Origin of the sequence: Citrobacter sp. MNAZ 1397 (assembly GCF_023613995.1) — a bacterium.
Taxonomy (GTDB): Bacteria; Pseudomonadota; Gammaproteobacteria; order Enterobacterales; family Enterobacteriaceae; genus Phytobacter; species Phytobacter ursingii.
On record NZ_JAKIVH010000001.1, the window covers coordinates 741607 to 766369 of the forward strand.

General features: G+C 46.8%; 28 protein-coding genes, 4 tRNA genes and 2 pseudogenes. 17 read left to right on the top strand and 17 right to left on the bottom strand.

Annotated elements, in window-relative coordinates; translation table 11 throughout:
• The first annotated feature begins 1 nt into the window (after nucleotide 1).
• Together L2097_RS03300 and L2097_RS03305 are read left to right on the top strand one after the other, a co-directional pair.
• Nucleotides 2–1168 (top strand): DegT/DnrJ/EryC1/StrS family aminotransferase, encoded by a 1167-nt coding sequence (locus L2097_RS03300; RefSeq protein WP_250352115.1) that lies wholly within the window; start codon nucleotides 2–4, stop codon nucleotides 1166–1168.
• Nucleotide 1169: 1 nt separating this feature from the next.
• Complete coding sequence (locus L2097_RS03305) at nucleotides 1170–1562, top strand: FAD synthase family protein (RefSeq protein WP_085007053.1); 393 nt, start codon at nucleotides 1170–1172, stop codon at nucleotides 1560–1562.
• A gap of 44 nt (nucleotides 1563–1606) precedes the next feature.
• Here the strand turns inward: L2097_RS03305 and L2097_RS03310 are convergent, their stop codons facing one another.
• Entirely contained in the window at nucleotides 1607–2806 is a 1200-nt protein-coding gene (locus tag L2097_RS03310; protein ID WP_085007054.1) for a sulfatase-like hydrolase/transferase, read from the bottom strand.
• An 80-nt stretch (nucleotides 2807–2886) separates the two neighbouring features.
• Nucleotides 2887–3702: a hypothetical protein gene (locus L2097_RS03315; RefSeq protein WP_250352116.1), complete on the bottom strand. Its 816-nt coding sequence runs from the start codon at nucleotides 3700–3702 to the stop codon at nucleotides 2887–2889.
• A 162-nt stretch (nucleotides 3703–3864) separates the two neighbouring features.
• Here L2097_RS03315 and L2097_RS03320 point away from each other — a divergent pair, with 162 nt between their 5' ends.
• The 7 genes from L2097_RS03320 (at nucleotide 3865) to sdiA (ending at nucleotide 9637) form a co-directional block, all read left to right on the top strand.
• The gene (locus L2097_RS03320; RefSeq protein WP_041852034.1) at nucleotides 3865–4584 is read left to right on the top strand and encodes an RNA polymerase sigma factor FliA; all 720 of its coding nucleotides are present in this window, start codon (nucleotides 3865–3867) and stop codon (nucleotides 4582–4584) included.
• 71 nt (nucleotides 4585–4655) lie between these two features.
• Nucleotides 4656–5207, top strand: coding sequence for a flagella biosynthesis regulatory protein FliZ (gene fliZ, locus L2097_RS03325; RefSeq protein WP_047369797.1), 552 nt, complete (start codon nucleotides 4656–4658; stop codon nucleotides 5205–5207).
• Between the two features lie 84 nt (nucleotides 5208–5291).
• Nucleotides 5292–6092: a cystine ABC transporter substrate-binding protein gene (gene tcyJ, locus L2097_RS03330; protein ID WP_047369798.1), complete on the top strand. Its 801-nt coding sequence runs from the start codon at nucleotides 5292–5294 to the stop codon at nucleotides 6090–6092.
• Between the two features lie 100 nt (nucleotides 6093–6192).
• The gene (dcyD, locus tag L2097_RS03335) at nucleotides 6193–7179 is read left to right on the top strand and encodes a D-cysteine desulfhydrase (protein WP_250352117.1); all 987 of its coding nucleotides are present in this window, start codon (nucleotides 6193–6195) and stop codon (nucleotides 7177–7179) included.
• Between the two features lie 21 nt (nucleotides 7180–7200).
• Complete coding sequence (gene tcyL, locus L2097_RS03340; RefSeq protein ID WP_047369800.1) at nucleotides 7201–7869, top strand: cystine ABC transporter permease; 669 nt, start codon at nucleotides 7201–7203, stop codon at nucleotides 7867–7869.
• A complete protein-coding gene (tcyN, locus tag L2097_RS03345) occupies nucleotides 7866–8618 on the top strand; it encodes an L-cystine ABC transporter ATP-binding protein TcyN (protein ID WP_085007056.1) in 753 nt (250 codons plus the stop codon). Before tcyL ends, tcyN begins: the two co-directional genes overlap by 4 nt.
• A gap of 296 nt (nucleotides 8619–8914) precedes the next feature.
• Entirely contained in the window at nucleotides 8915–9637 is a 723-nt protein-coding gene (sdiA, locus tag L2097_RS03350) for a quorum-sensing transcriptional regulator SdiA (protein WP_047369802.1), read from the top strand.
• A gap of 68 nt (nucleotides 9638–9705) precedes the next feature.
• Here the strand turns inward: sdiA and L2097_RS03355 are convergent, their stop codons facing one another.
• Nucleotides 9706–9930, bottom strand: a complete 225-nt coding sequence (locus tag L2097_RS03355) for a DUF2594 family protein (RefSeq protein ID WP_047369803.1) — start codon at nucleotides 9928–9930, stop codon at nucleotides 9706–9708.
• On the bottom strand, nucleotides 9931–10035 hold the full coding sequence (locus L2097_RS25840) for a hypothetical protein (protein WP_425503146.1): 105 nt from the start codon (nucleotides 10033–10035) through the stop codon (nucleotides 9931–9933). It abuts the gene before it with no gap.
• A gap of 357 nt (nucleotides 10036–10392) precedes the next feature.
• On the opposite strand from L2097_RS25840, the gene uvrY reads away from it, so the two are divergent.
• The 6 genes from uvrY (at nucleotide 10393) to L2097_RS03385 (ending at nucleotide 13933) form a co-directional block, all read left to right on the top strand.
• Nucleotides 10393–11049, top strand: coding sequence for a UvrY/SirA/GacA family response regulator transcription factor (gene uvrY, locus L2097_RS03360; protein WP_047369804.1), 657 nt, complete (start codon nucleotides 10393–10395; stop codon nucleotides 11047–11049).
• Nucleotides 11046–12878: an excinuclease ABC subunit UvrC gene (uvrC, locus tag L2097_RS03365; RefSeq protein ID WP_047369805.1), complete on the top strand. Its 1833-nt coding sequence runs from the start codon at nucleotides 11046–11048 to the stop codon at nucleotides 12876–12878. Before uvrY ends, uvrC begins: the two co-directional genes overlap by 4 nt.
• 56 nt (nucleotides 12879–12934) lie before the next feature.
• Nucleotides 12935–13483 (top strand): CDP-diacylglycerol--glycerol-3-phosphate 3-phosphatidyltransferase, encoded by a 549-nt coding sequence (pgsA, locus tag L2097_RS03370; RefSeq protein WP_047369806.1) that lies wholly within the window; start codon nucleotides 12935–12937, stop codon nucleotides 13481–13483.
• 149 nt (nucleotides 13484–13632) lie between these two features.
• Nucleotides 13633–13708 (top strand) — tRNA-Gly (locus L2097_RS03375).
• A gap of 52 nt (nucleotides 13709–13760) precedes the next feature.
• A tRNA-Cys gene (locus L2097_RS03380) sits at nucleotides 13761–13834 on the top strand.
• Nucleotides 13835–13846: 12 nt separating this feature from the next.
• Nucleotides 13847–13933, top strand: a tRNA-Leu gene (locus L2097_RS03385).
• Between the two features lie 857 nt (nucleotides 13934–14790).
• Here L2097_RS03385 and L2097_RS03390 read toward each other — a convergent pair.
• From L2097_RS03390 to L2097_RS03425, 8 genes are all read right to left on the bottom strand, one after another.
• A tRNA-Ser gene (locus tag L2097_RS03390) sits at nucleotides 14791–14878 on the bottom strand.
• Nucleotides 14879–15052: 174 nt separating this feature from the next.
• Nucleotides 15053–15382: a hypothetical protein gene (locus tag L2097_RS03395; RefSeq protein WP_250352118.1), complete on the bottom strand. Its 330-nt coding sequence runs from the start codon at nucleotides 15380–15382 to the stop codon at nucleotides 15053–15055.
• Nucleotides 15383–15443: 61 nt separating this feature from the next.
• Nucleotides 15444–15929 (bottom strand): adhesin, encoded by a 486-nt coding sequence (locus tag L2097_RS03400; RefSeq protein ID WP_250352119.1) that lies wholly within the window; start codon nucleotides 15927–15929, stop codon nucleotides 15444–15446.
• A 14-nt stretch (nucleotides 15930–15943) separates the two neighbouring features.
• A complete protein-coding gene (locus L2097_RS03405; RefSeq protein ID WP_250352120.1) occupies nucleotides 15944–16507 on the bottom strand; it encodes a M23 family metallopeptidase in 564 nt (187 codons plus the stop codon).
• A 698-nt stretch (nucleotides 16508–17205) separates the two neighbouring features.
• The gene (locus L2097_RS03410) at nucleotides 17206–17490 is read right to left on the bottom strand and encodes a type VI secretion system PAAR protein (RefSeq protein WP_250352121.1); all 285 of its coding nucleotides are present in this window, start codon (nucleotides 17488–17490) and stop codon (nucleotides 17206–17208) included.
• Between the two features lie 195 nt (nucleotides 17491–17685).
• Nucleotides 17686–18396, bottom strand: coding sequence for a hypothetical protein (locus tag L2097_RS03415; protein ID WP_250352122.1), 711 nt, complete (start codon nucleotides 18394–18396; stop codon nucleotides 17686–17688).
• Between the two features lie 11 nt (nucleotides 18397–18407).
• The gene (locus L2097_RS03420; protein ID WP_250352123.1) at nucleotides 18408–19304 is read right to left on the bottom strand and encodes a hypothetical protein; all 897 of its coding nucleotides are present in this window, start codon (nucleotides 19302–19304) and stop codon (nucleotides 18408–18410) included.
• 473 nt (nucleotides 19305–19777) lie between these two features.
• Nucleotides 19778–20566 carry a bacteriophage T4 gp5 trimerization domain-containing protein gene (locus L2097_RS03425; RefSeq protein ID WP_250352124.1) on the bottom strand — a complete coding sequence of 263 codons (789 nt, stop codon included), beginning with the start codon at nucleotides 20564–20566 and terminating at the stop codon, nucleotides 19778–19780.
• 110 nt (nucleotides 20567–20676) lie between these two features.
• Here L2097_RS03425 and L2097_RS25845 point away from each other — a divergent pair, with 110 nt between their 5' ends.
• Complete coding sequence (locus tag L2097_RS25845; RefSeq protein WP_502799302.1) at nucleotides 20677–20778, top strand: IS1-like element transposase; 102 nt, start codon at nucleotides 20677–20679, stop codon at nucleotides 20776–20778.
• 128 nt (nucleotides 20779–20906) lie between these two features.
• Nucleotides 20907–21200 carry an IS1 family transposase gene (locus L2097_RS25850; RefSeq protein ID WP_502799303.1) on the top strand — a complete coding sequence of 98 codons (294 nt, stop codon included), beginning with the start codon at nucleotides 20907–20909 and terminating at the stop codon, nucleotides 21198–21200.
• Between the two features lie 619 nt (nucleotides 21201–21819).
• On the opposite strand, the gene L2097_RS03435 is transcribed toward L2097_RS25850, so the two are convergent.
• From L2097_RS03435 to L2097_RS03450, 5 genes and pseudogenes are all read right to left on the bottom strand, one after another.
• Nucleotides 21820–22038, bottom strand: coding sequence for a hypothetical protein (locus L2097_RS03435; RefSeq protein ID WP_250352125.1), 219 nt, complete (start codon nucleotides 22036–22038; stop codon nucleotides 21820–21822).
• A complete protein-coding gene (locus L2097_RS25755) occupies nucleotides 21950–22204 on the bottom strand; it encodes a peptidoglycan recognition protein family protein (protein ID WP_350028991.1) in 255 nt (84 codons plus the stop codon). The genes L2097_RS03435 and L2097_RS25755 overlap by 89 nt, the downstream gene beginning before the upstream one ends.
• The gene (locus L2097_RS03440; protein WP_250352126.1) at nucleotides 22126–22575 is read right to left on the bottom strand and encodes a hypothetical protein; all 450 of its coding nucleotides are present in this window, start codon (nucleotides 22573–22575) and stop codon (nucleotides 22126–22128) included. The genes L2097_RS25755 and L2097_RS03440 overlap by 79 nt, the downstream gene beginning before the upstream one ends.
• A gap of 187 nt (nucleotides 22576–22762) precedes the next feature.
• Nucleotides 22763–24112: pseudogene (locus L2097_RS03445) on the bottom strand (type VI secretion system Vgr family protein); the annotation flags it as partial.
• Nucleotide 24113: 1 nt separating this feature from the next.
• A pseudogene (locus L2097_RS03450) lies at nucleotides 24114–24554 on the bottom strand (transposase); the annotation flags it as partial.
• Nucleotides 24555–24763 lie beyond the last annotated feature (209 nt).

Here is a 24763-nt window from a genome sequence, read left to right on the forward strand (position 1 = left end):
CATGCGCGATAATATTTATGTAACCAGCCCGTTACTGCCGCCGCTTGAGGAGTTTATTCCTTATCTGGAGCAGATCTGGCAAAGCAAACATCTGACCAACTCAGGCCCGTTTCATCAGCAATTTGAAGCGGCGCTGGCGAAATATTTGGGTGTTGAGTATCTGTCGCTATTTTCAAACGGTACGCTGGCGCTGTTAACGGCACTCCAGGCATTAAGAGTAAAAGGGGAGGTGATTACCACCCCGTACTCTTTCGTGGCGACGGCGCATACCATCCTCTGGAACTCGTTAAAACCGGTTTTCGTGGATATCGATCCGAAAACCTGCAATATGGATCCGCGTAAAATCGAAGCGGCGATTACTCCGGAAACGACGGCGATTTTGCCCGTCCACTGCTACGGTATTCCGTGTAATGTGGATGAGATTCAGCGTATTGCTGATATGTACGATCTGCGTGTTATCTATGATGCGGCCCATGCCTTTGGTGTAAAAGAAAATGGCAGCAGCATCCTGACCCATGGGGATCTCTCGATCCTCAGTTTCCACGCGACGAAAGTCTTTAATACAGTCGAAGGCGGCGCCATTATTTGTCAGGATGCGAAAATGAAAAAACGCATCGATGATCTGAAAAACTTTGGCTTTGCAAATGAAACTACTGTGGTTGCGACGGGTATAAACGGCAAAATGAACGAAGTCCAGGCCGCTTTTGGTATGCTCCAGCTGCAACATATCGATCAGGCTTTGCTCAACCGTGAAGTAATCTATAAGCGTTACGTCGAAAAACTCGCAGGTATTAAAGGCTTGCGGATCCTGGATAAACCGCAAAATATCGAGTGGAATTATGCTTATACACCGATATTTATCGATGAGAATTTTGCCTGCTCACGAGATGAACTCTATGAAAGTCTCAAGCCGCATAATATTTTTACCCGACGTTATTTCTATCCGCTGATTTCTGAGTTCCCGATGTACCGCGGATTACCCAGCGCACAGCCGGGCCTGATGCCTGTGGCTGAGAAAGTATCTGCTTCGGTGCTTTGTTTACCGATCTACCCAACATTGACGCTTGATGAAGTCGATATGATTACCGATCTTATTCGCGAGAAAAGTTTGGGACACTCTATCTCTCCTGACCACTGTGACTTTAAATTAGTATTGCCGGGTATATGATATGAAAAGAGTGATCACCTTCGGTACTTTTGACGTCTTTCATATTGGACATGTGAATATTCTTGAGCGTGCCGCTCAACTTGGCGATTATCTTATTGTGGGTGTTTCTTCTGACGCGCTGAGTTTTAAAAAAAAGCAGCGCTACCCGCTCTATAGCCAGGATGACCGCGTTAAAATTATCAGCGCATTGCGCTGTGTAGACGAAGTGTTCATAGAAGAATCACTGGAAGATAAAGCCCGCTATATCGAGATGAAAAATGCCGATTTGCTGGTGATGGGTGATGATTGGGAAGGGCGTTTTGATTGGGTTAAACCGTGGTGTGAGGTCGTTTATTTGCCGCGAACACCGTCGATCTCGACGACCGAAATCATTGAGATTGCCCGTCTGCGCTAATAATAAAAAACCCATCTTTACGATGGGTTTTTTTATATCCATATTCAATCAACCAGACTGTTTTTGTCAGCAATCCATCGTTGTAACAGGGATGACATCTCTTCAAACGCCTCAACGATTACCGTTTCACAACCCGGATATAAAAAGTACTGGACATGCGGGTGCGCGCCAGCAGCCCTGCCTGCGCCAAGGCGTTCATAATCGATGGAGGCCTTACCGTTTTCGGTTTTAAGGTAATCCAGGAGGTTAAACTGGTTCGCACTATCCGCTTGCCACGCATACATCTTGTACTCACCATTCACATACAGCAGATGGAAAAGTTCAGAGGTAATAGAGTAGCCTTTACGAAGCGGGGTATGGCGCGTTTCACCGGTCTGGGCAGCAAACAGATTTCGACTGTAACTGTATTTCCTGTCACCAGAAAGCGCTGAGAAGCTTGCCGGGTTATCTTCACCCGTCACCGGAATATTCAACATATCAAAGACCGTTTTTTTCAGATCAATCATGCTAACCAGATGATTGATATCACGTGCTTTATAGTTGCTGTCGTAGATAAATGCCGGTGTATGAACCAAAGAGGTATAAGGTTCGATGGCATGGGCAAATCCGCCATTAAGGCCGTGGTTCCAGAAATCGTCGCCGTGATCGCCAAAGATAACCAGCGTGGTATTTTCCATCTGTTTATGATTCATCAGCAGGCGCAGGATATCACCCACGGTATTATCCATACTCTCATAACCACGTTGCCAGCGGATGAAACTATTATCACTGGCACCTTTATAACCGTCCTGATAGCACAGGTGACTACACAGGTTCCAGATATACAGCGCGAAAGGCTGGGAATGGTCAGCAATAATAGACTCGGCGGTATGTAGCATCTCGCTGGAAGTGTCATACCATTTGAAGCGATCGCGCTCGCTCCAGATCATGTCAAAACTCACCACGTTTTGTGGGAAACCCAGCCCTGCAGTACGGTAACCGGCATTATGCAGATCATCAAACATGGACGGCGACTTACGGCGCGGCACCAGTCCTATCTCAAAATTCACATTATGCTCAAGGATGTCGTCATCACCGTGCAGTAAATCACTGACGGCCATGAACGATGATGTCGCTGATGAGATAAAATTATTCAAGCGTAATGTATGCGGCGTCAGGCTGTTCAGGCATGGAAACCACTGGCGACGGCTGTATATCGCCTGATTAAGGCTTTCGAGGTGAATGAAAACGACATTTTTTTTCATGATTATTCCTTGAGAATAAGGTCTGTCATAGTGACATCAAGGTATAAATACCTGTTGTTGAAAGCCTTCCGGATCGTTCATCAATGCCACTCTTGTGAAATGACGTTTGTATGTCGATGCACCGTAATCTTATCATTGCGGCTTACATGGTTGGCTCTGCCCAAAAAAGAATCTGTGCGTCGCCGTTTGACAAGCTGACCTTTAGCGGCTGGCTTGCGCATAACGGTAACAGGCGTTTTGTGATGTTCGTACTTAAAAGGCGAATAAAGCGATAATCCGCCTTGAATACTTTTTTGAAAAAGACGCTGGTTAAAAGTATTGCCATATTTTTCATGAACAAAACCACTAACCCGATATTCATAACCACAGCACTTCGCCCGAATCGGCAAACCATGCTTATCGCATAATTGTATTTCTAAAGCGTGTTTGCCGTTAATTGTCCGCGCGCCGGGATAGTGACTTTTGCCGTTTGGTTTAATAAATAGCTGCCAACATTCAGTCACTTCCATATGGGTATCATTAACAGACGAGAAAATGATACCCAGAGTATTAACCAGGGGAAGAAATTTATAAAAAAATGGTCCAGCGTAATGTCTACCTGCAACTGATTTTTTTGCTTCTTTTTCAGTCAGATGCCGCGTGGTGGCTACGTGATTTGCGTCATACGCAGGAAAGTAAAACGGGATGTCGTATAATAGATTGAGCGCCTGACAGGCCTGTTGCCAGTCTGCATTTCTGGTGTCTGACAATATAAAAGACCCCCGAATATTATAACGGGCTGGGTTGTTACAACGGGAGCTTGCTGGAAATAGCTTCACCGTTTTTTCATAACGAAGCGATAGCCAAATCTCACGACCGATTTCTGTACCAGCAGGTGAAATTAATACATTGATCATGCGGCGCCCGGGCGGATGGGAGTGTACATTTACAGTATGAGATGAACTCTGATACACAACCCTGCAAATAACCCCCCATTTCACCCACTATTCATCCGATTAAAAGTGCTACAGAATCGGATAATCATGCCGATAACTCAAACTAACGCAGGGCTGTTTATCGTGAATTCACTGTATACCGCTGAAGGTGTAATGGATAAACACTCGCTGTGGCAGCGTTATGTACCTTTGGTGCGTCACGAAGCATTGCGCCTGCAGGTGCGTTTGCCGGCGAGTGTGGAACTGGACGATCTGCTACAGGCGGGCGGGATCGGGTTACTGAATGCAGTTGACCGATACGACGCTCTGCAAGGAACGGCATTTACCACTTACGCAGTGCAGCGCATTCGTGGGGCCATGCTGGATGAATTGCGCAGCCGTGATTGGGTACCGCGCAGTGTCCGGCGTAACGCTCGCGAAGTAGCACAGGCTATGGGGCAACTTGAGCAAGAGCTGGGACGTAATGCGACCGAAACAGAAGTCGCACAACGCCTCGGTGTTCCGGTTGAAGAATACCGTCAGATGCTGCTTGATACCAACAATAGCCAGCTTTTCTCCTATGACGAATGGCGAGAAGAGCACGGTGACAGTATCGAAGTTGTGACTGACGATCATCAACAGGAAAACCCGTTATTCCAGTTAATGGAAAGTAATTTGCGTCACCGTGTAATGGAAGCGATTGAATCCTTACCGGAGCGCGAACAACTGGTTCTGACGCTTTATTATCAGGAAGAGCTTAATCTTAAAGAGATTGGCGCTGTTCTTGACGTCGGAGAATCTCGGGTTAGCCAATTGCATAGCCAGGCTATTAAGCGCTTACGTACAAAGCTGGGTAAGTTATAGGTTGGTGAGACTATCCGTACTGGATCGCCCCTGAAAAATGCCGCACAACGCATTGACAACCAGGAGTTATCATGACGGTGCAGCAACCTAAAAGACGGCCATTAAGCCGCTATTTAAAAGACTTTAAACACAGCCAAACACATTGCGCACATTGTCACAAATTACTCGACCGCATCACCCTGGTGCGTCGAGGCGAAATTGTGAACAAAATTGCAATATCACGCCTGGATATGCTTCTGGATGAGGCTGCCTGGCTGCAGGAACAAAAAGAATGGGTAGCGCTCTGCCGATTCTGCGGTGACCTGCATTGCAAAGAGCAAAGTGATTTCTTCGATATCATTGGATTTAAACAATTCCTTTTCGATCACACTGAAATGAGCCATGGCACGGTGCGCGAATACGTTGTCCGTCTTCGCCGCCTGGGAAATCATTTAAGTGAGCTTAATATCTCCCGTGATCTTCTTGACGAAGGGTATCCTGATGAAAATCTGGAGCCCTGGTTACCCACCACCAGTACCAATAATTACCGTATCGCGTTGCGTAAGTACGCACAATTTAAAGCACAAGCACGCTTTAACGTTGCGCAAAAGATCGCTGTCGGTGCTCGATCTGATATATATTAAAAATGAATAAAATGTAACGCACAGGTGCCTGAAAATGATTCAGGTACCGTGCGTTACGCTCTTCATTTTCTGGTCGGAGACACTATGAAACTTGCACTTTTGGGTCGTCAGGCGCTGATGGGTGTTATGGCAGTCGCGCTGGTTGCGGGGATGAGCGTCAAAACGTTCGCCGCTGAAAATTTACTGAATAAAGTTAAAGAGCGTGGCACGTTGCTGGTTGGACTGGAAGGCACCTACCCGCCGTTCAGCTTTCAGGGTGATGATGGCAAGCTTACCGGTTTTGAAGTTGAATTTGCCGATGCGCTGGCGAAACATTTGGGCGTGAAAGCAGCGCTGAAACCCACCAAGTGGGATGGCATGCTGGCGTCGCTGGATTCAAAACGTATTGATGTGGTGATTAACCAGGTCACTATCTCCGATGAACGTAAGAAAAAATACGATTTCTCCACCCCCTACACCGTCTCGGGTATTCAGGCACTGGTGAAAAAAGGCAATGAAGAGAGCATCAAATCCTCTGCCGATCTGAAAGGTAAAAAAGTGGGCGTGGGTCTGGGTACCAACTATGAAGAGTGGCTGCGCGCCAACGTGCAGGGCGTGGATATCCGTACCTACGATGATGATCCGACAAAATACCAGGATCTGCGCGTAGGCCGTATTGATGCCATTCTGGTGGACCGTCTTGCCGCGCTCGATCTGGTGAAAAAAACCAACAATACGCTGGCCGTTGCGGGGGATGCTTTCTCACGTCAGGAAGCGGGTGTCGCATTGCGTAAAGGTAACGAAGACCTGCTGAAAGCCATTGATGCGGCGATTGCCGACATGCAGAAAGACGGCACTCTGAAAGCGCTATCGGAAAAATGGTTCGGCGCAGATGTAACGAAGTAATCTCTCCGTAAGAAAAAGGCGCTAAATTCAGCGCCTTTTTTATTTACGCGCGGTATACGTGCATAATAAAAACAATTCCTATCTCGCTACCGGAGGATCAATGTCCTTACAAAATCTCACCCGTTTTCCCCGACTGGAATTTATCGGCGCGCCGACGCCGCTGGAATACCTGCCGCGTTTTTCTGATTTCCTCGGTCGTGACATTTTTATAAAGCGCGATGATGTGACTCCCATAGCGATGGGCGGTAATAAGCTGCGTAAGCTGGAATTTCTCGCCGCAGATGCGCTGCGCGAGGGGGCTGACACGTTGATTACCGCAGGCGCTATTCAGTCTAACCACGTGCGTCAGACGGCGGCGGTGGCAGCGAAGCTCGGGCTTCACTGTGTGGCGCTGCTGGAGAATCCGATTGGCACGACCGCAGAAAATTATCTGAGCAACGGTAACCGTCTGCTGCTGGACCTGTTCAACACGCAAATCGAAATGTGCGACGCGCTGACCGATCCCAAACGCCAACTGGATGAGCTGGCAACGCGTATCGAAGCGCAGGGGTTTCGCCCATATGTGATCCCGGTTGGCGGCTCGAACGCGCTGGGGGCATTGGGTTATGTAGAAAGCGCGTTGGAAATCGCTCAGCAGTGTGAAGGTGCCGTAGGGCTTTCTTCGGTTGTGGTGGCGTCGGGCAGTGCCGGAACGCACGCCGGCCTGGCGATTGGCCTGGAACAACTTCTGCCGGAAGTCGAGCTCATCGGTGTGACGGTATCGCGCAGTGTTGCTGACCAAAAACCGAAAGTGGTAACCCTGCAACAGGAGGTTGCACAGCTGCTGGACGTGAAGGCCAGCGCAGAGATTACCCTCTGGGATGAGTATTTCGCGCCAGGCTACGGCCAGCCTAATGATGAGGGTATGGAAGCGGTTAAACTGCTGGCGCGGCTGGAAGGTATTCTTCTCGACCCGGTGTATACCGGCAAGGCGATGGCGGGTCTTATCGATGGAATTGAGCAGAAACGTTTTAAAGATGATGGCCCGATTTTGTTTGTCCACACCGGCGGCGCTCCGGCGCTGTTTGCCTATCACCCACATGTTTAATCTCCGGGCAGAACAACCATAATGCAAGAAAGTCTACAGCTGGTTTTCGACTCAGCGCCGTTCCTGCTTAAAGGGGCGATATTTACACTGCAACTGAGCATCGGTGGCATGTTCTTTGGCCTACTGCTGGGGTTTGTACTGGCGTTGATGCGCTTGTCGCCGCTGCTGCCTGTACGCTGGCTGGCACGCGTCTACATCTCGATTTTTCGCGGTACGCCGCTTATCGCCCAGCTGTTTATGATCTACTACGGCTTGCCGCAATTTGGCATTGAGCTGGATCCGATCCCGGCGGCGATGATCGGTTTGTCGCTCAATACCGCCGCCTACGCCTCGGAAACATTGCGCGCGGCGATCTCGTCTATCGATAAAGGGCAGTGGGAAGCCGCCGCGAGTATTGGCATGACACCGTGGCAAACGTTACGGCGCGCAATACTGCCACAAGCCGCGCGCGTGGCGTTGCCGCCGCTCTCTAACAGCTTCATCAGTCTGGTGAAAGACACCTCGCTGGCGGCGACGATTCAGGTGCCGGAGCTGTTCCGTCAGGCGCAGCTGATCACTTCGCGTACGCTGGAAGTGTTCACGATGTATCTTGCCGCTTCGCTGATTTATTGGGTTATGGCGACAGTGCTCTCTGCGTTGCAGAACTATTTTGAAAACCAGTTGAACCGTCAGGAGCGCGATCCGAAATGAGTGCTATCGAAGTGAAAAACCTGGTGAAACAATTCCACGGCCAGACGGTGCTGCACGGTATCGATCTTGAGGTGGCGCAAGGGGAAGTGGTGGCAATTATCGGCCCCAGCGGATCCGGAAAAACCACGCTATTGCGCAGTATCAACCTGCTGGAGCAGCCCGAGAGCGGTACGATTCGGGTGGGCAATATGACCATTGATATGGCAAAGCCGTTGGGACAACAGAAAAACCTGATTCGCCAGCTGCGTCAGCATGTAGGTTTCGTGTTCCAGAACTTCAATCTCTTTCCACATCGCACGGTACTGGAAAACATCATCGAAGGGCCGGTGATTGTGAAAGGGGAAACGAAGGATGAAGCGACTGCACGGGCGCGGGAGCTGCTGGCCAAAGTAGGGTTAAGTGGTAAAGAAACCAGTTATCCGCGGCGGTTATCCGGCGGACAACAGCAGCGCGTCGCGATTGCGCGTGCGCTGGCGATGCGCCCGGATGTCATCCTGTTCGATGAACCGACCTCGGCGTTGGATCCTGAGCTGGTGGGAGAGGTGCTCAATACCATCAGGCAACTGGCGCAGGAAAAACGAACGATGGTCATTGTTACCCATGAAATGAGCTTTGCGCGAGATGTCGCAGACCGGGCCATCTTCATGGATCAGGGGCGCATTGTCGAACAGGGTGCGGCGAAGTCATTATTCGCGAATCCGCAGCAGCCACGCACACAGCAATTTCTGGAAAAATTCCTGATGCAGTAATGATTCACCGATTCGGCAGCGACTCGCTTTTCGAATCGGTGAGTTGTATCAACTTAAGCTAAATTTATTAGCGCACTTTAAAGCATATGCATTGCAAATAACGCTATTTAGCCACTCTCCGTCGCCGCATTTTCCCGCAAAAACAGTAGCTTCTGCCTTCACGGCTCGCCATAACCTGCGAAAATTTTTACTGATTTCCGCTAATACCGATATTTTACACTTATAAAAAAGATTTATGTGTTAATTTAATGTATCCATAATAATGATTATTATTGTCAGGGGTGATATCGGTCAGTATGCAGGATAATGATTTTTTCTCGTGGCGCAGGGAAATGCTGCTACGTTTTCAGGAGATAACCGACAAGGAAGAGGTCTATTCAACATTAAAGCAGCAAACGCAGCTGCTTGAATTTGATTTTTTTGCACTGTGTGTTCGTCATCCGGTGCCGTTTACGCGCCCGAAAATCAATGTCCACACCACGTACCCGGATGCCTGGATGGCACATTATCAGGCTGAAAATTATTTCGCGATTGATCCGGTACTTAAACCAGAGAATTTCCTTCACGGGCATTTACCGTGGAATGACAAATTATTTCACGAGACACCGGAATTATGGAATACCGCACGGGATTTTGGATTACGTAAAGGGATAACGCAGTGTTTGATGCTGCCAAACCATGCACTGGGATTCTTGTCCGTGTCTCGCTCGAGTATTCTTCATCATCCAGAGCATGATGAAGAGATTGAGTTGCGCCTGCAAACACTGATTCAACACAGCCTGATCACGCTTTCCCGACTGGGAGACAATATGGTCATTGCGCCGGAAATGAAATTCAGTAAGCGCGAGAAAGAAATTCTGAAATGGACAGCGGAAGGGAAGACATCGGCCGAAATCGCTATGATTTTGTCCATATCTGAGAATACGGTGAATTTTCACCAAAAGAACATGCAGAAAAAATTCAACGCGCCGAATAAAACACAGATTGCCTGTTATGCGGCGGCAACGGGAATCATCTGATCTGCATCTTCGTTCTGCGTGCCAGACGTATACCGGCTGCCAGCTTTTGTGCTGCCAGCCGGATTCACTTACTGGCGATAAGCTTGTTTGATCTGCTTCACCGTGTTGGTGAACACCGCAGCCTGGGCTTCATCTTCCAGCGTCGCGATCTGTTTTTCCATTTTAATGATGACGCGACCTGCATCAGCCTGCCCCATAGCCTGCAACATCAGCGTGATCATCGTTTTCAGGCATGAGACTTCCTGAGCCAGTTCCTGGTTATTATCAGCAGTGGAAAAATCAGGTGTGCTCATTTATTTACCTCGTTCTGTTACCGTGCTTAGCGTGACGGTGAATGTCAAAGCGGCGGAGTATACCACAAGCCAGGGGAAAAATAGCAGTGGTTGTTTTATGCGCACGCGTTATCTGGTTTATTAAATTAAACATTAACAGAATATTTAATTTTAATAGTGCAGGCAAAATATATGTTTAATAGAGGTAGAGTGTCGGTTAATTATTGTTACAAAGTACCGCTTCTATTTCCCCGGCAGAATAAAAAAAGTGCGTTCCGTCAACTTTCCGAAAAGCACTTTTAAACACGCAAACCTGATGCGGCGCGGGTTAAGAAAGTTTCCACAAAATGTACAGGTTAATTTCCAAAAACGAGACCAAAATCGAATGAGTGGCATTTTTTAACTTTCAATAATGCGGCAAAAACCGTTAGTATGTGAAGAATTAGCTTGCAGCAGCGTCATCCCTTTTCTGGAGATATTCCATTGATCAACGTACTTCTTGTTGATGACCACGAACTGGTGCGCGCAGGGATACGACGCATTCTCGAAGATATTAAAGGCATAAAAATTTCTGGCGAAGTTTGTTGCGGCGAGGATGCCGTAAAATGGTGCCGGGCACATTCCGTCGACGTTGTGTTGATGGACATGAACATGCCGGGCATCGGCGGCCTTGAAGCCACACGCAAGATTGCGCGCGCTAATATCGACACCAAAGTCATCATGCTTACCATCCATACAGAAAACCCGCTTCCTGCGAAAGTGATGCAAGCTGGCGCGTCAGGTTATCTTAGCAAAGGCGCTGCACCGCAAGAAGTCGTCAATGCGATTCGCTCCGTCCATTCCGGACAACGATATATTGCGTCTGATATTGCTCAGCAGATGGCTCTCAGTCAGATTGAACCGGAAAAAACCGACTCACCGTTTGATAGTTTGTCTGAACGTGAATTGCAGATTATGCTGATGATCACTAAAGGTCAGAAGGTCAATGAGATCTCTGAGCAACTGAATCTCAGCCCCAAAACGGTGAACAGCTATCGCTATCGCATGTTCAGTAAATTGAACATTCATGGTGACGTGGAGCTGACTCACCTGGCGATTCGCCATGGTCTGTGCAATGCGGAGACGTTAGCAAGTCAGTGAATGAAGTTTTCGATTCAAAAGCCTTTCTCAAAACAGTGACCAGCAAACCGGGTGTCTACCGTATGTATGACACCGGCGGTACGGTTATCTATGTTGGCAAAGCAAAAGATCTTAAAAAGCGCCTCTCCAGTTATTTTCGCAGCAATCTCGCCTCGCGAAAAACAGAGGCGCTGGTTGCGCAGATCCAGCAGATTGATGTCACGGTAACGCATACCGAGACGGAAGCATTATTGCTGGAACACAACTACATCAAACTTTACCAGCCGCGTTACAACGTATTACTGCGCGATGATAAATCCTATCCTTTTATCTTCCTGAGCGGCGACACACATCCGCGCCTGGCGATGCATCGTGGTGCGAAGCATGCCAAAGGGGAGTATTTTGGCCCGTTTCCAAACGGCTACGCGGTGAGGGAGACACTGGCGCTCCTGCAAAAGATTTTCCCCGTTCGCCAATGCGAAAATAGTGTCTATCGCAATCGCTCGCGGCCGTGTCTGCAATATCAGATTGGTCGCTGCCTGGGCCCTTGCGTGGCTGGCCTCGTCAGCGAAGAGGAGTACGCGCAGCAGGTGGATTACGTGCGTCTGTTCCTGGCAGGTAAAGATGATCAGGTGCTTACGAAACTGATTGCCCGAATGGAAAAAGCCAGTCAGGCGCTGGAATTTGAAGAGGCAGCGCGTATTCGCGATCAAATTCAGGCCGTGCGCCGGGTAACCGAAAAACAGTTTGTCTCAAACACCGGCGACGATCTGGACGTGATTGGCGTGGCATTCGATGCTGGCATGGCCTGTGTGCATGTGCTCTTTATTCGCCAGGGCAAGGTATTAGGCAGCCGCAGTTATTTCCCCAAAGTGCCGAATGGTACTGAGCTTGGTGAGGTGGTGGAAACCTTTGTCGGGCAGTTTTACTTGCAGGGGAGCCAGATGCGCACTCTGCCGGGTGAGATCCTGCTGGATTTTAACCTCAATGACAAAACGCTTTTGGCGGATTCATTGTCGGGGCTTGCCGGACGCAAAGTAAACGTGCAGACCAAACCACGTGGCGATCGTGCACGCTACCTGAAACTGGCGCGTACCAATGCCGCGACGGCGCTTAGCACGAAATTATCGCAGCAGTCGACCGTCAACCAGCGGCTGACGGCGCTGGCTACCTTGCTAAAACTGCCTGAGGTGAAGCGTATGGAATGTTTTGATATTAGCCATACCATGGGTGAGCAGACGGTGGCGTCCTGTGTGGTATTTGATGCCAACGGGCCTGTGCGTGCGGAATACCGGCGTTACAACATCACTGGTATCACGCCCGGCGATGATTACGCTGCAATGAACCAGGTGCTGCGTCGTCGTTACGGGAAGGCGATTGAAGAGAATAAAATTCCGGATGTGATTTTGATCGACGGCGGGAAAGGGCAGTTAGGGCAGGCCAAAACGGTTTTTGCTGAACTCGATGTTCCGTGGGATAAACACCATCCACTGCTGTTGGGCGTAGCGAAAGGAACCGACCGCAAAGCAGGGCTTGAGACGTTGTTTTTTGAGCCGGAAGGCGAAGGGTTTAGTCTGCCTCCTGATTCCCCCGCGTTGCATGTGATACAGCATATTCGCGACGAGTCGCACGATCATGCGATCAGCGGGCATCGCAAAAAGCGGGCGAAGGTGAAGAATACCAGTACCCTGGAAACCATCGAAGGCGTTGGTCCAAAGCGTCGCCAGATACTGTTAAAGTACATGGGGGGGCTGCAGGGCTTGCTGAATGCGAGTATTGAAGAAATTGCAAAAGTGCCGGGCATCTCGCAAGGTCTAGCAGAAAAGATCTACTACTCGTTGAAACATTAAGGGCTCTGTAGCAACATAGGGTCAAAATTTACTGACAACAGATAGTTACCGTCATTATGCGATTTAATATCCCTACGTTGCTTACCCTGTTTCGCGTCATCCTTATCCCATTTTTTGTTTTGGCATTTTACTTGCCTTTTCAATGGGCTTCGTTTGCATGCGCGCTGATTTTTCTCGTCGCCGCAGTCACCGACTGGTTTGACGGTTTCCTTGCGCGCCGCTGGAACCAGAGTACGCGTTTTGGTGCATTTCTGGATCCGGTGGCAGATAAAGTGATGGTCGCTATCGCAATGGTGCTGGTAGCAGAGCATTACCACACCTGGTGGGTGACGCTCCCGGCGGCAACCATGATTGCCCGCGAGATTATTATTTCGGCCCTGCGCGAATGGATGGCGGAATTGGGTAAACGCAACAGTGTTGCCGTCTCCTGGATCGGTAAAGTGAAAACGACCGCACAAATGACTGCACTGGTCTGGATGCTCTGGCGTCCAAATGAATGGGTCGAATGGGCGGGGATTGGCCTTTTCCTGATTGCTGCGGTACTGACACTGTGGTCGATGTTGCAATATTTGAACGCTGCCCGCGGAGATTTGCTTGAACAGTGATCGTTTCGCGTTAATTTTCAGCAAACGATCCGGGTTTTGAAAAATATCGTTGACTCAGTGCGTCAGGTAAGTAGAATGCATCGCATCGGACGGCAGCGTAGCTCGCCAGAAGATAACAAAATCAAGTGATTAGAACAAAACTTGATATTGCGGGAATAGCTCAGTTGGTAGAGCACGACCTTGCCAAGGTCGGGGTCGCGAGTTCGAGTCTCGTTTCCCGCTCCAGTTTAAAAGCATCGGCATATTGCGGGTGTTGGCTGAAAGGCATGAAGATTCTGGCGCGTTAGCAAAGCGGTTATGTAGCGGATTGCAAATCCGTCTAGTCCGGTTCGACTCCGGAACGCGCCTCCAATTTCTTCCCGAGCCCGGGTGGTGGAATCGGTAGACACAAGGGATTTAAAATCCCTCGGCGTTCGCGCTGTGCGGGTTCAAGTCCCGCCCCGGGTACCATGGGAAAGATAAGAATAATCAAAGCAATAAGCAGTGTCGTGAAACCACCTCCGGGTGGTTTTTTTGTTTTTCTACTCCACCATTTCCAAAGAGGCGTCCAAAGAGGCTTTTCCGCGGACTCCTGGCCATTCACGTTTCCTGAAATTCGATAACAGGTCAGTTTTTACTTTTCGCTCGTCTATTGTTACCTGAGATGCATCATCTGGTCGTTGATTGGTAACCAGATGAAAATGGCGATAATCAACTACATCAACGCATTAAAAATGGGCAATGATGCGCTGCTGAGCTGTGCTCACTTAGGGGGATTCCAGTCGATCCGCTGGCGTTCTGCGGATTCAGCATCCGCAAGGACATCAATTTCAGAGAGTTAAGAGTTGGAACGGGCAGCCAGTAGTGGGCCTGCTATTGGATAGATTGCTTCTCTCACGGTTTTTCTGTGTCCTGGAATGGGCAATTTATGATCTGCTGTAGATCCCAGCCTACATTTGGCCGCCTCTATGATACAAGCGCCCCCAGGGGATGCTGTCTCTCAGGTTAAGCAGGTAAACTGCACAACCATTCTGGCGCTGCATGGGCGTTAGTTGTCTGCGAAATGAATTCATTAGCGAAGATGCGGAACCATGGGAAGGCATGGTTGTAATCCGGAGTGTGGCTTATTTCTCCCACCAGACGGATGTAGATGTTAATCCTGTTATGTGAGAGCAGGTCGCAGCGGGCAGATTCCTCGCAGGCTCGTCATCTGTCCAACCGGCTGACGCCGGTTGTCGAGCCCCGGTCGGGGGTTCTCATCCCCCCCGGTACGGGAGAATATAAAAGAAAAAAGCCCGTACTTTCGTACAGGCTCTTATCTGAAATGATGGCGGTGAGGGGGGGATTCGAACCCCCGATACGTTGCCGTATACACACTTTCCAGGCGTGCTCCTTCAGCCACTCGGACACCTCACCACATTATTTTGATGCCACACCTCTGGGGGGCAACGGGGCGCTACTATAGGGAGTTGCACTAAAACGGTCAAGCATATTTTCGGTATTGATGATTGTTCGCTTAAGGTCTGAGCAACGACGGCGGATGACAAGCTGATAATGCGCTGCTCTACTTTGTGGCATCAGTCCAGATTGTCAGTTTTCCCGGATGCGCTGGCGCTTATCCGGGTCAGGAAATGAGGTGCGCGCTGAACCGATTTCCTCACACCTTTGGGGGGAGAATAGTGTCAGGGGAATAAAGGCATATTGCTGGCGTTTGCACTTTTGGGGGGATATAAAAGAAAAAGCCCGTACTTTCGTACAGGCTCTTATCTGCAATGATGGCGGCGTCATAGTCATATCTAACTTAACGGTTTGTGACAGCCATACCTTAGGATAATACTGCGACAGAATTTGATGTTCCTGTTGGCTCCACTGCCGTCGCTGTGGGCATCCCGTTTGTCTTTCATGAAATAGATTGCTCATCGTGGCCTTCCTGGCGGTAATGGCAGAATATCTGCAATTCTGTTGCCAGAGAGATTTATTTTTAAACGCCACAGTATCCGAACATATTAAATTTTCTTTCGGTTTTTTTTGTTTTTATGTCAATAGTGGCTTTAATATCGCTGCCTTCTTCATCCTCTGCTGGTTCTGCAATCGGAGCCTGTTTTACGGTGAGCGAAATGTCTTCACTTTTGTATTCTGAGGTGTTTTCTCCTGACGATATCTGTTTCAATATAGTTATCTCTCCATTCAATTTCATGATGGCAGAATACGTACACTCTCCGCCCGCGGCAGGACAAATTGCGCCTTCAACATAGTTATAGGAATCCTCTTTCTTATTATCAGTCAGACTCAGAGTACAAGTGAAATGCCTCAAATCAGTAATCTCATCATCGGCAATTTCACCAATGTCTAAACTATTAGTCTCAATGCCATCTGGCGGTATAGTAGCAGGTTCGTTTGCAGCACAGCCAGCAATACCAGATAACATCAGAGTTAAAAGGAATATAATATTTTTAATCATTTTCATCGATTCCATCAATATTAAGATCTGGGACGGTTATTTTTCCATACATTCAGATATTGAGTAGGATCTGTCACGTCGGAACGCCATCTGTAATCCCCGGTAGTTGTTGTAAGAGCCGTTGATGATGCTCCATTGGTATAAATCTCCAGATGCAACATAGATGAACCACCTCGCAACCGCCCAACCTTAGCAATAATCTGCCCTTTTTTGACGGATGAACCACCAGAGTATGAGCATGAGCCAGGAGCAATTTCGCCACAACGAAGAAGAAGGTTGCCATGTCTGATTTCTACAGCATAAGTACTCGAATAAAAGGAATAGGGGTTTTGAACTAATACTCCATCCGCAACAGCATAAATAGGCGTCCCCACAGGGAATATTAAATCGCAGCCAGCATGTTTGCGTGCACTTCCATCTTTGGCTTTGCGCGGAGCACCAAATTGATGACCTCCATTTGACCATGATTTTTCGGGGATTTTCGGGAAGGGAAAACAGAATACTTCACTTGTCTCAGCAACCGCGCCATTTGAATTAACGGGGACTGGATGACGGGGTAGTTGAAGAACCAGTAGATAAACCATTTATGAATCTGTACTGAATATCTAGTTTTTGCCAGGTCTGTGGCCCCGTGATTCAGGCATTCTTTCATCTGATCATGATTCGGCACGCCAGCGGACCAGAATTAATCTGGTCTGAGGTTCAGGCAACCAGGCGATAGCATCTGCCATACCCCGCAGGAACGACTCACTATGACCTTGAGTCATGTTGTGCAACATCCTGATATATGATGGCTCATCCCGTTCCAGAGTCAGCAACCAACAAATAAACGCCTCGCTTTCGGTTTTCCAACGGGAGTCGTTCTTAAATGCTGCATCCCATCCCTCCTGACCAGCAGCACGTAAACCATTAATATGCGCATTTAGCTGTCGACGGAATGGTGCCATTTTTGCGAAGTAACCAGCGGTGAAAAACGTCCGATATTGAGTTGTTGCCAGTAAAATACAGCATCTCTGGCATGTTGTAAGTATCCCACATATCAATGCCTATAGGCCATGTTGTCAGTGACTCCGATTATGTTGCTTTTTTTTCTCCATGGGGCGTGGCTCACCATATAAATTAACACGTAGCGGTGAATCTTTTTTCCCTTAGAAGCGCACAACTACCATTCTGCTTCTCTACCACTCCGTTCACGTCGAGCATAAAACGCAAGCCCTGTTGTGACATCATATTCTCTCTTAAGACCTTAAGACCTTAAGACCTTAAGACCTTAAGACGTAAGTCAGCCGATAGTGACGGTGCCGCTGCCGATAACCACGCCGCCACAATCAATAGCATCACCGGTTCTGGCGGCGGGGAGGCCATCAATAAAAACATTGGATGAGCCACTGGCGATTTTTCGCGGATGAGGCGGATGTTTGGGTTTTGAATGAGGAGTTAACGGATCGCCCATACGGGCGGCGGGTAAGCCGTCAATGAAGACGGTAGGGGAGCCAGCGGTGATCACGGTTTCGTAATAACCATCATGTTGAGTGCCTTTATCGTTAAGTCGGGCTGCTGAGGGCATAGGTAGTATCCTTACTGTATATTGATATATTATTGAATTTTTCATTGCATAATGAAATATAAAACAACAATATTTAATTGTGCGTGGGGTTTTAAATGTCACAATATGGCGTTAAGTAAATGGCTGGTGTTTGTTAGCACTACGATAAAATGTCTTTCATAAAACACCGTCCATTACATTCCCTTATAGTCATTGTTAATAATGGTGAGAATAAACCTTGCTTGATATTTTATTTTGTTTTTCAGTGTGTGGTATTTCATTCCTGTATACCAATTTAAATTGACCATCTTCTATTTGATACTTTTCTTTTAAATAAGGCTGAGGAATGGGCTGGGTGATTTTTTTAATTGAGCCATCCTCATTTTCTGTATATTTGTAAATGACATGAATGTTAATTTCAATTGTGTAATCAGGATTGATAATAAAATCTGAAAAACGGACTATATCTTCATAACCAAAGAGACTACCAATCAATAAAGCATCAACTAAGTTGCCTTTCTTGTCATAACTATTTAGTTGTATGTTGAGTAATAATGTGTCGGTTTCGCCTGTTTTATTATAAATTATCAGTCTGTAAGTATTTGACTTATGAACAAAGTGGCCAAGCTCATAATAACGGTTATTTTCAGCAACATATGGAGAAAGGAAGTTATCTCCTTTTACTTGAACTTTAATTTCTTGCTGATTGAATGGTTTGGTTAGTTTAAGATAATTTTCGGGTAGTTTTAACTCTATTGCATCACTATAGATATTTTGACCGATATACTGATAGTAAAATTCCAATAATGTAGAACGCTCAGAGTCAACAGGTAGAGGTAATTTTTTACTTTCTCCGCTATTACCCCCACCTATTAAAACCATAATGCAAACTAAAATTATCTTCACAAAAAATTTATTTTGTTGCATATTAACTATCTCTAATCAGTAAGTAACTCTAATGTGGGATTATATCCTTGTAGATGTATGTGATGTTGATGGTTCGCTGCATGTTTTATATTTTTCAAAATTGGACTTTCTGTTTCATTAGGATGTTCGTTTTTCCATGCTGCAGACCATTCATTCCATGTAGCACTGGTATTGGGACTATTATTACTGTCCCAGTATTTCCATCCTAAAATGCTTCCCCAACCAAATCTATTTAGCTCCTCAATGAATCTATTTTGTCTCTCAACATCTAATCCTTTCCAGCCACAAGGGTCCCCAGATTCACTGTTTAAGTTTAGGTGAATTCCGTTTCCTGACTCATCTTTCCTTAAATAGCGCATATCTAAATTCATTCCATTTTTATGACTACTACTGGGAGCGGGTGATACGCCGCAACTATCACTACCGCCATTATAATTAAAATCCGTGTAGCCCGTATTTAGCATTGCACCAAGTAAAGATGCTGTAGCAATATCACTCGCATAAGGACGTACAGTATTTATCGATAATGTAAACCTTACATTTCCATTCAAATAACTACTTATATTATCACTTATATTTATGAGGTAAATCATATCACCTCCTAATTTATCTTTATATCTATCATCGGCATATGTATCTTTTGTTACTACAATATCATATGTGCCAATTTCATATGGATTATTTGAAGAATCATGGTAAATATATTTTGCTTTACTGCGTGCATTTTTTAGTGAGTATTCGGTTTTATCTGTGCCATTACCGGTCTCATCAATTAATTTGTATTTTATTATTCCATCATGATATATGTGATACTCGATTGATGATTTTACCCTCGTAATTTGTTGGTGTGTTATGTTGTTATTGGATTTTGATGTGATGCCAGTAGTTATTTTATTAATATCGTTCAATATGCACGCTCCATGTTCAAATTATTAAAAGACGCAACAATATTTATAGCAAAGGATAAAACCATTAAAAATCAAATATATTGTTTTCAAATGAATTTGATTAGACTGAGGGAAAACCAGAAATATAAATTGGTATCCTTCAAAAACATATTAATGATTTTAAGTTGTTGATTTGATTATGAGAGTAAATTCAATGAATTGGCTTCATTTTTTGTCCTTTAATTAGTTTTGTGTTAAATACATCTTAAATTTTTAATGTATTATTTAATGCCGCTCCAGATTATGGCCTGACGTAACTTAAAACCATATCTGAACACTAATCTCTATAATATATCCATATAAAAACTTCATCGACAACTCCTGTGCATATGGCATGTTCGTAGTCTCCTGCCTTACTGGATGTTACAAAGCGCCGCATTATTTTTAATATCTTTAGTATCTTTAATTAAGTATTGTAAGTTGCCTTAAGATTATTAATTGCATATCAACCGAATTTTTATTTCTTCTTCTTTATCTGTAGTAAACGTTGTTGTAAATCCTTCAGCATCCGTGACTCCATTTATCTGTGAACTATCTGCAAAATAAGCAATATATTTCGTATTTGCATAAGGTACATCATCATCATCCGTAAAATGGAACTGGAGTTTATACTCCCCCAGTTCGGTCACAGGCAACGGCTTTATCACATCCCCCGGACTCCCACCGCCATTCAGGTTTATCTTCGCACCGACGATATCCACGCCACCCGGATGGATGTCGATAAATGACCCGCCCACCTTCAGACTGATCCGGCTGCTGCTCTCCAGCACAATATCGCCCTGAACCTTGGACCCCAGCGCACCGCTTATCTTCTGTGCCAGGTCTCCCTTCACCTCCAGGCTCTTTGTCCCTTTCACCAGGCTGATATGGTCGCCGGTGGTGGTGTGCTCCTGCTTTCCCTTCACTGACATCTTCCGGTCATTGTCCACAATCAGCGTCTCGTCATTCCCCACATGTTCGCGGCGGTCGTGCGTTATCTCTGTCTTCCGGTCGTTCTTCACCGTCACTGTGTCATCGTGGCCCACCGTCACCTGACGGTCATTCCCCGTTGTGCTGGTCTGGTCATGCGCGACCGTGACGGTCCGGTCATGTCCGGCGGCATTCTCCTTACCGACGGTGACCGTCTGCCCGAGTCCCACCGTAATCTTCTGGTTATTGCCGATGGTCTCCGTATGGTCCACCTTCACATCCGTTGTCCGGTTGTTCAGTACCTCGGTATCCATGTTTTTCTGTGCGTGGAGACCGTTTCCGTTGCCGAGACTGCCATCATGTCTTTCAACTCTCTTACATTTATGAAGCCCGTAAACCCGGCGTTAAGGAACCGATTGTTGAGATGGCTTTTAACGGTGCAGGTGTTCGTGATACCTCCCGGACACTGAAAATTGACCTCAACACCGTCATTCGGGCATTAAAAAACTCTCGCCACGAAAAGTAACATCAGCGCCCGCTGCTCATGCCGATATCGCGCTCATCTGCGAAGTGGATGAACAATGGAGCTTTGTGGGTAAAAAAGCACAGCAGCACTAGCTCTGGTATGCATACGACACAAAACATGGCGGCGTACTGGCTTACACATTTGGTCCGCGGACCGACGAGATTTGGCGCGAATTGCTGACGCTTCTCGCGCCCTTCAGTATCGGCATGATAACCAGCGATGTGTGGGGCAGTTATGCCCGGGAGGTACCGAAAGATAAGCATCTGACCGGGAAAATATTCACTCAGCGAATTGAGCGAAACAATCTGACGTTACGAACCCGGATCAAACGACTTGCCCGCAAAACGATTTGTTTTTCGCGCTCAGTTGAACCCCATGAAAAAGTCATTGGCAGCTTTATTGAGAAATTCATGTTCTCCTAATTGGAGTCATCACTCCTTTTTGATTGTATATTACTGGAATGATAGAGAATTTCTAACACTCCAATATATTCCATCCATTTTTTTCATGATCAGCAACCATATGTGTCATATCAAAAGACCAACCTAAATTCATCGTCGCACAATTGTAGTTTCTCTTGCATCAGGAAGAACTGCAGGATATGTTTTTCTGTTTTCCCCGAATATCAGTGCTGCCTTAACTATTTTCACCATGACCAATAATACCTCGCAGAGCAAGCACTATCTCTTCACAAGCTTATACATAAGTTAGCGTTACATCCGTTGTATTACTAACTCGTGTGCCTGCGGCACACGATGATCTTTCCCTGTATGAACTATTTAGATCATTGCGTCTTATCCGTATCATATGGTAGCAAAAACATTGAGTTGCACTCTCTCTTATTACATCCCCAAGAAATACTTTTATTATCACTTCGCCATATCGCAGTAGAGGCAGCATTAATAATAAACCGCCACTGAATGTTATTATAAAATAAAACCCCCTTTATCTCACATGGCAACCAATAATAATCATTTATTATCGAGCTATCATTTTTATATCTTATGCTCAGTAAAAATATACGCTTCACTTGATTTTTATTTAAATGCCAGGATCGGCATGCCTTAAAAAAACCTCATTACTTTCGTTGACCTTCTCTCCCGTGTATTCAGATTTTCCAACAAAAGCAACGCTCAATTCATCAGAAAATGCCATCCTCACAAAAAAAATGCTAAGAATAGTCGTATAGCCCAGCACCTTCACCAGATGTTTTATATGATATTTTATCATGTTCATATATATCTTTTTTTTGTAGTTCATAAATATTCATTAGTATATCAATTAGTTTATTAATAGACTTCATCTGCTCAGCGGTAGGATTCTCCCATGAACCACTAACATAATCAGCTACAACTTCAATGCCAACGCTATCTTTATTATAAGGGTACCGGCCGGGGTATTCTTTCTCCAATTCATACTCGTGCAATCGTTTAGGATTCCAGCCAAAACTCTGTATTTTTTTTCTTCATTAGACCATGTTTTTTCTTCTTGGCAGCGTGATCTTATTTTTCCGATATGAGGAGTCCATTCAAATAAACTTGCTGATTGATATAAAGTCCCATTTTTTGCGACTACAAAGTGAGTCCCTTCTTTTTTCGTCTTGAAACTATCAAATGGTTCTGATGAAGATTTGGTCCTATGCAATATAATTGCATTAATTTTATCCATTTCGCCATGTTCTAACTCTTTAACAGTTTTTTTTGTTATCTCAGCATTCTGGATATATCCTTCCGGATCAACATAAATCACTGTTTTTCTACAATCTTTAACTTTATTATTTTCGTCAGTTGTAGTCACCCCCTCAAATTTACACTTCTTATTTTCTCTTTATCATAAACTAATGGAAAGGGATTTTTTGTTCTCACTGCGTCTGTAGTCCCTGTAGCTGAATTATCTGTCATTTTATTCTTCATCCATATAAACAATTATATAAAACACACAACACCGGATAAAGCCCATATCTTCCCGTTGTAGTTAATTTCGTTTAATAATAACCAATCATTAAATGAGCTGTAATAGTTTCCTCACCATCCTTAATATAACTGTCCGAGTATCCCTCTCCATCCGTCAGACCTTCTTTCTGCGTACCATCAGCAAAATGCACAATATATTTGGTGTTTGCATACGGAACACCATCATCAGTGATAAAATGAAACCGGAGTTTATACTCCCCCAGTTCGGTCACAGACAGCGGCGGTATCACATCTCCCGGACTTCCCCCGCCATTCAGGTTTATCTTCGCACCGACGATATCCACCCCGCCCGTATGGATGTCGATAAATGACCCGCCCACTTTCAGGCTTATCCGGCTGCTGCTCTCCAGCACAATATCGCCCTGAACCTTGAACCCCAGCGCGCCGCTTATCTTCTGTGCCAGGTCTCCCTTCACCTCCAGACTCTTCGTCCCTTTCACCAGGCTGATATGGTCGCCGGTGGTGGTGTGCTCCTGCTTTCCCTTTACTGACATCTTCCGGTCATTACCCACAATCAGCGTCTCGTCATTCCCCACATGCTCGCGGCGGTCATGCGTTATCTCTGTCTTCCGGTCGTTCTTCACCGTCACCGTGTCATCGTGGCCCACCGTCACCTGATGGTCATTCCCTGTCGTGCAACTCTGGTCATGCGCGACTGTGACGGTCCGGTCATGTCCGGCGGCATTCTCTTTGCCTACGGTGACCGTCTGTCCGAGCCCCACCGTAATCTTCTGGTTATTGCCGATGGTCTCCGTATGGTCCACCTTCACATCCGTTGTCCGGTTGTTCAGTACCTCGGTATCCATGTTTTTCTGTGCGTGGAGATACACCTGCTCCTGGTCCGTCGCATCCTCGAACCGCAGTTCGTTAAACCCGCTGCCCTTGTAGGTTTTCGAGCGGATGGTCATCTGCGTTTTGGTTCGCGGCAGGCTGCCCGGTGAGCGGTTATCCTGGTGATAGGTGCGTCCCATAATAATGGGCTGGTCAGGGTCGCCGTTGAGGAAGTCCACAATCACCTCATGGCCGACGCGGGGTATCGCCAGGTTGCCAAACCCGGCGCCGGCCCACGGCTGTGACACCCGTATCCAGCAGGAGCTGTCCTCGTTGCCCGGACAGTAGCGGTCCCAGTGGAACCGCACCCGGACACGGCCATGTTCATCGCAGAAGATTTCTTCGCCGGCAGGCCCGGTGACGATGGCGCTCTGCGGGCCGTCCACGGACGGTCCGGGCAGGGGAGACGCGCGCCATGTCCGGTCAGCAGGGATGACGTCAAAATGGTTGCTCAGTGTGGTTCCCTGCCCCTGTCTGCCGTGCTGTGCCTGAGGCTGTTCGCCCCTCAGCACGCAGGCGGTAACCTGCCATTATCTCCCTGATGCGCAGGGTTATTGCCCGATCGTCACGCCGGCTCAGCCAGTGGTAAACCGTTCTGCTCTGCATCAGCAGCCCGCAACCCCCCGGACGCTGATACGGTAAGCCCCCAGTAGGAAATGCACCGACTGGCGCTTTTGAGCCGGCCTCAGAACTTTTGTTTCAGCACCTCCTGAAGCATCTCCTTGTTCAGACTCAGCTCAGCCACCCGTTTTTCAGGCGCTGATTTTCCTCCTCCAGGTGCCGCAAACGTCGCAATTCCGTCACGCCCATGCCGGCAAATTTCTTTTTCCAGCAGTAAAAGGTGGACTCAGAAATGCCCATCTTTCTGCAGATTTCCCCGACGCGGGTGCCGGTTTCTGCCTGTTTCAGTGCAAATTCAGTGCAAACGCAATCTGCTGCAATCTGTTCTTCGGTATAACGGGTCTTTTTCATGGCGATGTGCCTCCCAGCAATAGAAGAAAGACCGGATACTTCAATTTAGACTGGCACTGTTTTCAGGGAGGAAATCATATTTACCTATGTGAAATGATAGTGTGATCTTGATTTATACATGCGGGTCATATTCAATACATGCATAGTCTTTGAGGGTATGAAGTTAGATTTTATTTATCATTCAAAATGAAATAAACACTTAGGTAATT